Annotated in this window: 10 protein-coding genes and 1 pseudogene; 9 read left to right on the top strand and 2 right to left on the bottom strand. The window is 70.1% G+C overall.

Annotation, left to right across the window (positions count from 1 at the left end):
• Both H537_RS0131985 and fliE read right to left on the bottom strand, forming a co-directional pair.
• Positions 1-654: pseudogene (locus H537_RS0131985) on the bottom strand (heme utilization protein); the annotation flags it as partial.
• A 260-nt stretch (positions 655-914) separates the two neighbouring features.
• Positions 915-1,238, bottom strand: a complete 324-nt coding sequence (gene fliE, locus H537_RS0131980) for a flagellar hook-basal body complex protein FliE (protein ID WP_029001136.1) — start codon at positions 1,236-1,238, stop codon at positions 915-917.
• Positions 1,239-1,469: 231 nt separating this feature from the next.
• On the opposite strand from fliE, the gene fliF reads away from it, so the two are divergent.
• From fliF to fliN, 9 genes are all read left to right on the top strand, one after another.
• On the top strand, positions 1,470-3,203 hold the full coding sequence (gene fliF / locus H537_RS0131975) for a flagellar basal-body MS-ring/collar protein FliF (protein WP_029001135.1): 1,734 nt from the start codon (positions 1,470-1,472) through the stop codon (positions 3,201-3,203).
• A 6-nt stretch (positions 3,204-3,209) separates the two neighbouring features.
• Positions 3,210-4,208 (top strand): flagellar motor switch protein FliG, encoded by a 999-nt coding sequence (fliG, locus tag H537_RS0131970; protein WP_029001134.1) that lies wholly within the window; start codon positions 3,210-3,212, stop codon positions 4,206-4,208.
• Complete coding sequence (locus H537_RS46700) at positions 4,192-5,019, top strand: FliH/SctL family protein (RefSeq protein WP_051243892.1); 828 nt, start codon at positions 4,192-4,194, stop codon at positions 5,017-5,019. The genes fliG and H537_RS46700 overlap by 17 nt, the downstream gene beginning before the upstream one ends.
• Positions 5,016-6,440, top strand: coding sequence for a flagellar protein export ATPase FliI (gene fliI, locus H537_RS0131960; protein WP_029001133.1), 1,425 nt, complete (start codon positions 5,016-5,018; stop codon positions 6,438-6,440). The genes H537_RS46700 and fliI overlap by 4 nt, the downstream gene beginning before the upstream one ends.
• A gap of 137 nt (positions 6,441-6,577) precedes the next feature.
• Positions 6,578-7,048 (top strand): flagellar export protein FliJ, encoded by a 471-nt coding sequence (fliJ, locus tag H537_RS0131955; RefSeq protein WP_029001132.1) that lies wholly within the window; start codon positions 6,578-6,580, stop codon positions 7,046-7,048.
• Positions 7,045-9,426: a flagellar hook-length control protein FliK gene (locus tag H537_RS51720; RefSeq protein WP_156902066.1), complete on the top strand. Its 2,382-nt coding sequence runs from the start codon at positions 7,045-7,047 to the stop codon at positions 9,424-9,426. The genes fliJ and H537_RS51720 overlap by 4 nt, the downstream gene beginning before the upstream one ends.
• A gap of 473 nt (positions 9,427-9,899) precedes the next feature.
• Positions 9,900-10,469 (top strand): flagellar basal body-associated FliL family protein, encoded by a 570-nt coding sequence (locus H537_RS0131940; protein WP_029001130.1) that lies wholly within the window; start codon positions 9,900-9,902, stop codon positions 10,467-10,469.
• Between the two features lie 7 nt (positions 10,470-10,476).
• Complete coding sequence (gene fliM / locus H537_RS0131935) at positions 10,477-11,484, top strand: flagellar motor switch protein FliM (RefSeq protein WP_029001129.1); 1,008 nt, start codon at positions 10,477-10,479, stop codon at positions 11,482-11,484.
• Positions 11,474-11,923 (top strand): flagellar motor switch protein FliN, encoded by a 450-nt coding sequence (gene fliN / locus H537_RS0131930; protein ID WP_029001128.1) that lies wholly within the window; start codon positions 11,474-11,476, stop codon positions 11,921-11,923. The genes fliM and fliN overlap by 11 nt, the downstream gene beginning before the upstream one ends.
• Positions 11,924-12,210: the final 287 nt, after the last annotated feature.

The raw sequence follows: 12,210 nt of genomic DNA, 5'->3' as shown, positions 1-12,210 counted from the left end.
CGTCGTCAGCGCCGCCACCTGTGCCGTGGTGAGCTGGTCAAGCTGGTTGCTGCCCAGCGCCGCGAACTGCGCCGTGCTCAGCCCCGCGATCACCCCCGTGCTCAGCGCACGCAGGTCTGCGCTGTCGAGCCCGTCGAGCTGCGCCGTGCTCAGTCCCGCCACCTGCTTGGTGCCCAGCGCGGCCAGCTGCGCCGTGCCCAGTGCCGCGAGCTTGGCCGCGTCCAGCCCCGCAATCTGCGCCGTCGTCAGCGCCCCCACCTGCGCCATGCTCAGCGCGTTGAGCTGCGCCGTGGTCAGCGCAGCAAGGTCCGCCGAGCCCAAAGATGCAATTTGGGCCGAGGACAGCGCCGCAGTCTGCGCGGTCGTGAGCTTGTCGAGTTGGTCCGCACCCAGTGCCGCAAGCTGTGCCGAACCAAGCGCCCGAATCGCCGCAGTGTTCAGTGCGCGCAGATCAGCGCTTTCCAATGCGTTGAGCTGATCCGACGTCAAGACGCTCACGGCCAGCGTGCCGATGGCCGGGACTTGCGCCGTGGTCAGCGCGACGATCTGGTCCGTGGAAAAGGCGCGCCAGTCTTCCGTCGTCAGTCCAGCGATCTGTGCCGTCGTCAGCTGGGCAACTCCCGAGGTGCCGAGCAAATTGATGAAGGTGGCCATGTGCTTTCCTCAAACAAGCGCTGCAGTCCGGACCTGCGACGGATGCGGGCGAAGTTCCCCGAAGGGTTATGAAATGAATGGAAACCAGCGCCTGCCGGACCGCGGTCGGTAGCGGCAGGAGCTCGTCGCCTCAATGTCGTATCGAGACGTTTCTCGTATGGCTATCGGCAGCCGACTGGTGAACTTGAGCGTTCGTACATGCGCTTCGACGAATCGCTTGCTGACCGTGCAAGGAATGGACGGCAGTCACATCCAGGCGCTCACACCGGCATGTTCATGATGTCGCTGTAGGCCTGTACCAGCCGGTTGCGCACGGTGAGCGTGGCCTGGAAGCCGATCTGCGCCTTTTGCATCGCGACCATGGTCTGCTCGATGCTCACTGCAGGGTTGTCCAGCTGCACCTCTTGCTGCAAGTGCCGCGCTTCGTTCTGCGAGGCGCTCACCGATTCCAGCGCCTGCTTCATGGCCAGCGCGAAGCCGCCGCCCTGCGGCGCCTGCGCGCCGCGCAGCGGCTGGCCATCGGGCTGCAGGCCGGCGCGGGCAGCAGCCTGGGCGAAATCGAAGGGTTTGAGCTTGAGATCCATATATCGGCAAAGGAAAAGCGCGGGACACGTCTCGAAACAGGCACTCACAGCGCGCCAGCATTGGACGTGCTAGCCCCAGAATGGCTGTGACTCTAGGAGCGGCCGTGCGGCCGCGGTGAAGCGAAGTGAGCCGGCTTTGCCGCCTTCATCGGCCGATGGCCCGGCGCCGGGCGCGACAAGAATTGCGACCCTGTCCTGCACCCTGCCCCGCGTCCTGCCCGTCGCGCCGCCATGGATCAAGCCATCGTTCCCGTCAACCCACAGCAGCCGGCCATCGACACGGCCACGGCGACGCCTGTGCCCAAGCGCTTTGCGCGCTTGGCTGCTCTGCCGCCGCGCAACAGACTGATGCTGGGTGTCGGTGCCGCCGGGCTGCTGGCGGTGCTGGTGGCATTGCTGCTGTGGGGCCGCGAGCCCGACTACCGGGTGCTGTTCACGGGGCTGTCGGACAAGGACGGCGGCGCCGTGGTGGCGCAACTGGCACAGATGAGCGTGCCATACCGGCATGGCGAGGGCGGCACCCTGCTGGTGCCGGCCGACAAGGTGCACGACGCGCGGCTCAAGCTCGCCTCGGCCGGGCTGCCCAAGAGCAGCGTCGCCGGCTTCGAGCTGATGGACACCGCCCGCTTTGGGCAGACCCAGTTCCAGGAACGCACGAACTTCCAGCGCGGCCTGGAAGGCGAGCTCACCCGTTCGATCATGTCGCTGGGCGCGGTGGAGGCGGCGCGGGTGCATCTGGCGCTACCGCAGCAGACGGGCTTCTTCCGCGAGCAGCAAAAGCCCAGCGCCTCGGTGCTGCTGACGCTACGCCCGGGGCACAGCCTGGACCGCACGCAGATCGCGGGCATCGTGCACCTGGTGGCCTCGTCGGTACCGGAGATGAATCCCAAGGCAGTGAGCGTGCTGGACCAGAGTGGCACGCTGCTGTCGGGCCCGGAGGGCGCGGGGGGGCAAGGCGGCCTGGACGCGCAGCAGCTGGCCTACGTGCGCCAAGTCGAGCGCGGGCTGCAGCAGCGCCTGGTGGACATCCTGGAGCCTCTGGTCGGGGCGCAGAACCTGCGCGCCTCGGTGACGGCGGAGCTGGACTTCTCGCAGACCGAGTCCACCGCCGAGCAATACAGGCCCAACCAGGGCAGCGAGTCCGCGGCGGTGCGCAGCATGCACAGCAGCGAGGTTACCGGCAACGGCGGCACCCCGCCCCCCATGGGCGTGCCCGGCGCGCTGAGCAACCAGCCGCCCGTCGCGCCCAACGCGCCCATCAACGGCGCCTCCGCGCCGCTGCAGCCTACGCAGCCCAACTCCGGGGCGGGTACAGGCCCAGGCGCCAAGCGCGAGAACGTCGTCAACTACGAGCTCGACAAGACCGTGCGCGTGACGCGCAACGCCACCGGCCTGGTCAAGCGGCTCACGGCCGCGGTGGTCGTCAACCACCGCAGCGTCGTGGACTCGAAGGGCAAGACCACTCCCGTGGCAGCGACGCAGGAGGAGCTGGACCAGCTCACCGCGCTGGTCCAGGAAAGCATCGGCTTCAACAAGGAGCGAGGCGACTCGGTGCGCGTGGTCAGCGCGCCCTTCCACGTCGATGCCGTGGACCCGGCCGACAGCCTGCCGCTGTGGCAGCAACCCTGGGTGCTGGAGCTGCTGCGCAGCGCGGGCATGCCTGCGGCGCTGACCCTGGTGGCGCTGATGCTGCTGCTGGGCCTGGTGCGCCCGGCGCTGCGCCAGCCCGCTCCTCCGCCCGGCCCGGCACTGCCGCCGCCGGGGTCGCAGCTCGATGCCGTGGTGGACGACCCGCAGCTGCTGCCCCTGCCCGCCGACAGCACACCATTGGTCGAGAAAGCCGCGCCGATGCTGCTGACCGACGAGAACAACACCGCGACGGTCGACCAGATGCGCGCGCTGGCCCGATCCAACCCCGCGGTGGTGGCCAACATCCTGCGCGGCTGGTTCAACAAGGAAGGCTGAGCCGGGATGGACGAACAAGGCCTGGAAGACGCCGCAATCCTGCTCATGACGCTGGGCGAGGAGGAGGCGGCAGAGGTATTCAAGCAGCTCGCCCCCAAGGAGGTGCAGCGCCTGGGCGAAACCATCACCCGCATGAAGCCGGTGTCGCGCGAGCGACTGGACGTGGTGCTGCGCCGCTTCGCGCAGGAGGCCAACAGCCACAGCCTGCTCGTGCCCGACAACGACGAGTACGTCAAGGGCGTGCTGCGCCGCGCGCTGGGCGACGACAAGGCCAACCTGCTGATCGACCGGATCATGCAGTCCAGCGACATCACCGGCATCGAAAGCCTGAAGTGGATGGAAGCGCCCTCGGTGGCAGAGCTGCTGCGCAACGAGCATCCGCAGATCGTGGCGGCGATCCTGGTGCACCTGGACTTCGACCAGGCCAGCGGGGTGCTCAAGTGCTTCCACGACCGCCAGCGCAACGAGGTGCTGGTGCGCATCGCCACGCTCGACGGCATCCAGCCCAGCGCGCTCAAGGACCTCAACGATGTCATGGGGCGGGTGCTTGCTGGTGGCGACCGCGCCACGCGCAAGGCCAGCCTGGGCGGCGTCAAGACCGCCGCAGAGATCATCAACATGCTCGGCGGCTCGGCCGAGGCGGCGGTGCTGGACTACATCCGCGAAGCGGACGCGGACCTCGCGCAAAAGATCATGGACAACATGTTCACCTTCGACGATCTGGTCAAGATCGACGACCGCGGCATGCAGGCGCTGCTCAAGGAAGTGCAGTCCAGCGCCCTGGTGGTGGCGCTCAAGGGCGCCTCGCCGGAACTGCGCGACAAGATCTTCAGGAACATGTCCAGCCGCGCCGCGGAGATGCTCAAGGACGAGCTGGAGGCCCGCGGCCCGGTGCGGCTGTCGGAGGTCGAGCTGCAGCAGAAGGACATGATCAAGACCATGCGCCGCCTTGTCGACGAAGGCGCGATCCTGCTCAGTGCCGGCACCGATGACCAGTTCGTCTGACCGCCCACCGCGCCCAGGCAGCCTGTACGCGCGCTTCATCCCGCGCGAGGAGCTGCAGGGCTTCACGGCCTGGATGCCGACCAGCTTCGAGCCTCCGGCGCCAGTTGAGGCCGCCACGCCGGCGCCGTGTCCGGACATCAGCGTCGTAGAGCACGAAGTGCTGCTGGAGGCCGCGCGGGCGGCGGCGTTGGAGGAAGGCCTCGCCCAGGGCCGGCGCCAAGGCTACGAGGAAGGCTTGCGCGAGGGCATGTCGGCGCTGGAGAACTTCAAGCGACAGCACGCTGTGCAACTGGAAGCCCAGGTGGGCACGCTGCTGCAATCCATCGACACGCAGTTTCAAGGCCTCGAGGAAACGATGGCGCAGGCCGTGGCCGAGGCGGCCACGCGGCTGGCGCGCGCGATGCTGCGCACCGAGCTGCACAGCCGTCCGGAGGCCGTGGCGACGGTGGCGCAGGAAGCGGTGGCCGCGATGCTCGCCGGCGCGCGCCGGCTGCGCGTGTTGGTGCATCCCGAAGACGAGGCGCTGGTGCAGGCCGGCGCCGGCCTGCTGCTGGAGTCGCGCAGCGCGCGTGTGCTCTCCAGCCCGACGATCGCGCGCGGAGGCTGCGTGGTGGAATCAGAGCTCGGCCGCATCGACGCGCGCATCGAGCAGCGCTGGGCCCAGGCGACACAGTTGTTGGGCGTGCCGCTGCCGTGGAACGAGCCGGCCGCGGCGGCCCCTGCCAGGCCGGTGGCCGCACCGGCGGCGCCGGCGCCAAGTGCCGAGGTGGACCTGGGCGACGACCCGGCCCTCCCCAGCAGCGGCGCATGAACGAGGATTTCCTGCAGTCGGCGCAGGCCGCGCGCGAGCAGCGCTGGGAGCGCTTCCTGTCGCGGCTGCCCCAGTTCGCCGAGCAGCCGCTGCCGCTGCCGGCCGAGGGCTCGCTCACGCGCGTGACGGGGCTGGTGCTGGAGGCCGCGGGGTTGCGGCTGCCCGTGGGCGCGGCCTGCGAGGTGCGCATGGAGCGCGAGGCGCCGGTGCAGGCGGAGGTGGTGGGCTTCAACGGCGACCGCGCCTTCCTGATGCCCACGGGCGAGCTGCACGGCCTGGCCAGCGGCGCGCGCGTGCTGCCGCGCCCGGCGCCGGTGGCGGCGCCGCGGCTGCACCAGGACGCGCATCCCTGGCGCCGCAGCGAGGACCGCGGGCTGCTGCTGCCCGTGGGCGCGGGGCTGCTGGGGCGCGTGATGGACCCGCATGGCCAGCCGCTGGACCGCGGCGGCGCGCTGGCGGCCACGGCCGTGGCGCCGCTGGCGCGCCGGCCCATTAACGCCATGGACCGCGCCCCGGTGCGCGAGCCGCTGGACACGGGCGTGCGGGCCATCAACGCGCTGCTGACGGTGGGCCGCGGCCAGCGCCTGGGCCTGTTCGCCGGCACCGGCGTGGGCAAGTCGGTGCTGCTGGGAATGATGGCGCGCTACACCCAGGCCGACGTGATCGTGGTGGGCCTCATCGGCGAGCGCGGGCGCGAGGTCAAGGAGTTCATCGAGGACATCCTGGGCGAGGAGGGGCTGCGCCGCTCGGTGGTGGTGGCAGCGCCCGCGGACGCGCCGCCGCTGGTGCGCATGCAGGGCGCCACCTACGCCACGGCCATCGCCGAGCACTTCCGCGACGCCGGGCAGCACGTACTGCTGCTCATGGACAGCCTCACCCGCTACGCGCAGGCGCAGCGCGAGATCGCGCTGGCCATCGGCGAGCCCCCGGCCACCAAGGGCTACCCGCCGAGCTGTTTTACAAGGCTGCCGCAGCTGGTCGAACGCAGCGGCAACGGCTTGCACGGGGTGGGCTCGATCACCGCCTTCTACACGGTGCTGTCCGAGGGTGACGACCAGCAGGACCCGATCGCCGACGCGGCGCGCGGCATCCTGGACGGGCACTTCGTGCTCTCGCGCGAGCTGGCCGAGGGCGGCCACTACCCGGCCATCGACGTGGAGAAGTCGGTGTCGCGCGTGATGACCAGCGTGGCCGACAAGCCGCACCTGGAGGCGGCGCGGCGCACGCGCCAGCTGCTGGCGCGCTACGGGCGCGCGCGCGACCTGATCCAGCTCGGCGCCTACAGCCCCGGCCACGACCCGGAGCTGGACCTGGCGGTGCGGCTGCACCCGCACCTGATGCGGCTGCTGCAGCAGGGCATGCACGAGTACGCGCCGCTGGAGCAGTGCACGCAGCAGCTGATGGCGGTGCTGGGGGGCTGAACAGGCCCCGGCGCGGCGAAAGCACTGCTCTCCCCCGCCTTTTCCGCGCATCACCGCGGCGCGCCGCGCCGGACACTGGCGGCGATGTACACGTATAGATATGGCGACGGCGCCCAAGGCGTCGTCGTCCCCGCCCCATGAGCGACTTGAGCAGCCTGCAGGTGCTGCGGGAGCACGAGCAGCGCCGGCGAGACGAGGCCCAGTCGCGGCTGCGCCAGGCGCAGGCCCGGCTGGAGCAGGCACAACGGCAGGCCGAGCAACTCGGGGGCTACCGTGGCGAGTACCAGCAGCGCTGGACCACGCAATTCAGCAGCAGCGGCACCGACACGGCGCTGCTGCACTGCTATCAGAGCTTCGGTGAGCGGCTGCACCAAGCGGTGGACCAGCAGCAGCAGGTGCGAGCGCAGGCACAGGCGCAGTACGACCGTGCGCGCGAGGCGCTGCTGGCGCAGGAGCTGCGCTTGGCGGCAGTGTCCAAACTGATCGAGCGCCGCCAAACGGCCGTGCGCCAGATCGAGGAAAAGCGCGAGCAGAAGCGCAACGACGAAGCCGCCAGCCACAGCGCGGCCAACGGATCCTGGAACCACCCCGGCGGAGCTCTGGCGTGAAGCCCCTGATTCATTCCCCCAGCACGGCTGCCGCATCCGTCCACGGTCGCGGCAGCCACGGCGCCAAGGCGCCGTACACGGGGCCGGACGGCGATTTCAGGCAGGCCCTGGAAGATGCCGGGCGGCTGGTGCAGGACGTGCTCGACCACGCCGGACGCCCTGCACGTGCCGCGGAGGTGTCCGCGGCGGAAGTGACCACCACGGTGCCGCCCGAGGCCATTGCGCCTGCGACGGATGCCGTGGGCAGCGCGGCACCGGTGGACGTGTCGGCACTGCTGGCGCAGCTCGCGCGGCAAGCTGCCGATCCGGCGCCGCTGGCACCCGGCGCGACGCGCGGGTCGGGTGGAACGGCTGTGTCATCCTCTACTGCAGTAACGGTTCAGCGCACGAGCGACGCTGGCGCCATGCCGGTCGCGGCACAGGAACCCGCGCCTCAAGCCCCGGCCCACCGCGGCCTTGGCGATTCGGCACGGTCCCCGGCCGGTACGTCAGCGATACAACGCGGCATGCAGGCACCGCCGGCGGCTCCCGCCGCGACGGCCTCACCGGCAAGCGGCATGGATGCGGCCCGCAGCTACGCTGCCACGGGAGCCACACGGGACGGCAGTCAACCCTCGCCGGCATCCGCCAGCACCGCAGCCACGCCGCAACGCGCCATGGCCGCCGACCGCAGCCACACCGCCCCGGCAACCGCACGGAACGGCACTCAACCCCTGCCGGCAGTCGTCAGCACCGAGCCTACGCCGCAACGCGCCACGGCCGCCGACCGCGCCCACGCCGCGACGGCAACCGCACGGGACGGCACTCAACCCCTGACGGCAGTCGCCAGCACCGAGCCTACGCCGCAACGCGCCACGGCTGCCAACCGCGCCCACGCCGCGACGGCAACCGCACGGGACGGCACTCAACCCCTGACGGCAGTCGCCAGCACCGAGCCCACGCCGCAACGCGCCACGGCCGCCGACCGCAGCCACACCGCCACGGCAACCGCACGGAACGGCAGCCATCCCCTGCCGGCAACCGCCAGCGCCGCGCCCATGCCGCAACACACCATGGCCGCCGACCGCGCCCATGCCGCGACGGCAACCGCACGGGACGGCACTCAACCCCTGCCGGCAGCCGTCAGCGCCGAGCCCACGCCGCAACACACCATGGCCGCCGACCGCGCCCACGCCGCGACGGCAACCGCACGGGACGGCACTCAACCCCTGACGGCAGCCACCAGCGCCGCGCCCACGCCGCAACGCGCCACGGCCGCCGACCGCAGCCACACCGCTACGGCAACCGCACGGAACGGCACTCAACCCCTGCCGGCAACCGCCACTGCAGCGGCGGCGGTGCCGGGCCGCGAGCCCCTGGACCAGCAGCGCCGCAACGCGCTAGAGCCGACCCAAGGCACCGCCCCGGCGCCCGCACTGCACGGAATCGACGAGACGCAAGCCACACAAGGCGGTCCGCGGCGCGTGCAGGCGTCCTTGCGCGACGGTGCAGCCACGGCTTCCTCGCCCTCCCCGGCTCCGGCTCCGGCTCCGGCTCCGGCTCCGGCTCCGGCTCCGGCCAGTATTGGAATGCCGATGGATTCGGACGCCGCCGTGCCCGCCGAGCACGGCACGCAGGCACCGCAGGCGCGCGCCGGTGCGGACGCGGCACGCGGCCGGCTGGCCGTATCGGGCCGCGATGCACCGGAGCGCGTCCTGCGCGCCGCCGCGCGGACGGCCGAAACGCCGGCCCGCGCCCCCCGTGCGGACGCTACCGAGGCTTTGGCCGGCACAGCAAGGCCCGCATTCGAGACGTCCATCCCGGCTCCTGGGCTGCAGGCCGGCGTGCCGGCGCCCGTTGCACCGCCGCTGGCCGCGGCCGGGGTCGCGATCACGCCGGCCGCCGCCACGCAGCCGGCAGCATCCGCAGGCCCCGCACTGCCTTACCAAGCCCACATCACCGCGGCGGTGGGCACGCCAGCCTTCGCGCCGGCGCTGGGCGCACAGGTGCGCATGCTGGTGCGCGACGACATCGGCCACGCACGGCTGGAGCTCAACCCTGCCGAGATGGGGCCGGTGTCGGTGCACATCGCACTGCAGGGACAGCAGGCGCACGTGGAGTTCGGCGCCGACTTGGCCGCCACGCGCGCGGCGCTGCAGGAAAGCCTGCCTGCGCTGGCGGCGGCGCTGCAGGAAAGCGGCATCACGCTCACCGGCGGCGGCGTCTCCGAGCGCCAGGCCGGCGGCGGCAACGCCGGCCAGAGCAGTGACGCGCCCGGCGGCCGGGCGCAGGCGTCTGCGCCGGCCGAGGGTGCGCGCGCCGGCGCAGCCATGGCGCCGGTGGCCGCTCCCGCGATAGCGGGCGGACGCGGGCGCGGCGCGGTGGACCTGTATGCCTGAAGCAGCTGGCGGCGCCGCCTTGGACCCGGCTCCGGGCCCCGGCCTCGCCTACGAAGACACCCGTTGTCAGCTGTCCCCGCACTGGGCCTTGTTTCCACCCGTCGCGGGACGCACAAGGCGCGGTGAACAACTGATTCCAGTTCTGCTTCGAAAGTAAAGTAAACCCCGTTCGGGCTGAGCCTGTCGAAGCCCCCGGCGCAGCCGACCCACAAGCCCTTCGACAAGCTCAGGGCAAACGGAGATCTTTCACTGACGACTTGCGGTTGGAATAACACCGCCCAAGCCGCCGTGGCGGCACGCATGACGACATCTTGCCGCTCGGGCGTCCGATGTGCCGCAAGCCACCGGCGCCCGCCCGTTAAGCTGTCGTTTTGCCCTGTTATTTCTGCCTTCGCCACCGGCCGCCGGCCCGAATAATTCGCGGCCAAATACCTTGCCGGGCGGCTGCCCGGAACCCCTCCATTGGAGTCTGAATGTCCGCTGCCATCGCTGCCCTCGGAGCCTCGCTGAAGAAGGGCCGCATGAAGATCGTTCTCATCATGGCGGTCTTGCTGCTACTGCTCGGTACTGCGGCACTGGTCGTCAGCCGCTCGGCCGTGCCGGTGGACGAGGAGGACGCCGAGTTCGAGGCAGAGCACCAAGCCAAGCCCGGCGCCCACGACGCCAAGGACACTCCCATATTTGTGCAACTGGATACCTTCACCGCCAACCTCGCCGACCGCGACAGCGACCGCTTCATCCAAGTGGGCGTGACGCTGGAAGTGATGGACCCAAAGGCTGCAGAGCAGATCAAGGCTTTCATGCCCGTGATCCGCAACAACATCCTGCTGGTACTGACGAACAAGACCTCGGATGCCGTGCGCGAGCCCGCGGGCAAACGCCGCCTGGCCGCGGAGATCCGTGCGCAGGCACTGCGTCCGCTGGGCCACAACGTCAGCATCGAGGAGCTGCTCGACGCGGAGCCCTCGGGCAAGCTTAGGCACGCCAAGGAGGCACGGCTGCCGATCAAGGCAGTGCACTTCTCCACGTTCATCGTGCAGTGACCAGGCGATGAACCAGCAGTTCCTCTCTCAGGAAGAGGTCGATGCGCTGCTGCAGGGCATCACCGGCGAGAGCCAGAAGCTCGAACAGGAAGAGACTCCGACTGGTGCGGTGCGCACCTACGACATCGCGAGCCAGGAACGCATCGTGCGTGGGCGTATGCCCACGATGGAGATCATCAACGAGCGTTTCGCGCGCAACGTGCGCGTGGGCTTGTTCAACTTCATGCGCAAGAGCCCCGAAGTGGCCATCGGCGGCATCAAGGTGCAAAAGTACAGCGCCTTCCTGCGCGAGATCGTGGTACCCACCAACATCAACATCGTCTCGGTGCGGCCGCTGCGTGGTTCGGGGCTGATCGTGTGCGAGCCCAACCTGGTGTTCGCCGTGATCGACGCGCTGTTCGGAGGCACCGGGCGCTTCCATACCCGCATCGAGGGCCGCGACTTCAGCCCCACTGAGCACCGCGTCATCACGCGGCTGCTGGAAGTCATCATCGGAGAGTACAAGAAGGCCTGGGGCGGCATCTATCCGCTGGAGCTGGAGTACCAGCGCTCGGAGATGCAGCCGCAGTTCGCCAACATCGCCACGCCCAGCGAGATCGTGGTGGCCACGAGTTTCACGCTGGAGATCGGCACCACCGCCGGCTCGATCCACTTCTGCATCCCGTACTCCACGCTGGAGCCCATCCGCGACGTGCTGTACTCCTCGGTGCAGGGTGACTCCACCGAGCCCGACCGACGCTGGGTAAACCTGCTCAAGACACAGCTGCAGGCCGCGGAAGTGGAGCTCGTGGCCGAGCTGGCGCACGCGCCGGCCACCGTCGAGCAGCTGCTGTCGCTCAAGGCGGGCGATTTCATCGAGCTCGACCAGCTGCCGCTGGTACAGGCCAAGGTAGACGGCGTGCCGGTGCTGGAGGCGCATTGCGGCACGCGCAACGGCAAGTACGCCATCAAAGTCGAGCGACTGATCTCCAGCTCTACGCTGAGCTGGATCGGAGAGAACCATCATGGCAGTTGAACTAGGACAGATGTCCGAAGAGGACCGCATGGCCGCCGAGTGGGAGGCCGCGCTGGCCGAAGCCCGCTCCGACACGGCCGCCGTCGCCGCGGACGAGAACGTGCCGATGCAATCCGTCCAGGCCGCGTCCTTCACGGACTTCGGCGCGGCCGAGTCGACCAACCCGACGGGCATCAACGACATCAACATGATCCTCGACATCCCGGTGCAGCTCACCGTGGAACTCGGCCGCACGAGGATCCCGATCAAGCACATCCTGCAGCTCGCGCAGGGCTCAGTGGTGGAGCTGGAGGCCATGGCCGGCGAGCCCATGGACGTGCTGGTCAATGGCTACCTCATCGCCCAGGGCGAGGTGGTGGTGGTCAACGACAAGTTCGGCATCCGCCTCACGGACATCGTCACGCCCAGCGAGCGCGTGCGCCGGCTCAGCCGGACTTAAGGCGGGTGAGGAAAAAGACCTTCCACTGCATCGGCACAAACCAGATGATTGGCATGGCCAAGCGTCAGCCGATGTGCCCCGTGCCCTGCTTCGTCATTCCCGCGTAGGCGGGAATCCAGGCGGCCCCCAGGCTGGCCGCAAGCGGTGGTGCCGGAAGGCCAGCTCCGCGATGCCGGCATGGCGGCTTGCGCTCCGACGTGGGACCGCCTGGATCCCTGCCCCCGCCTACGCGGGGGCAGACTCTGCACGGGGATGACAAAGCAGTAAACGTCACGCGTCGGCCTGGG

This window comes from Azohydromonas australica DSM 1124 (assembly GCF_000430725.1).
Lineage (GTDB): Bacteria > Pseudomonadota > Gammaproteobacteria > Burkholderiales > Burkholderiaceae_C > Azohydromonas > Azohydromonas australica.
The sequence above is the reverse complement of the archived record's forward strand: the minus strand, read 5'-3'. Positions and strand labels throughout refer to the sequence as shown.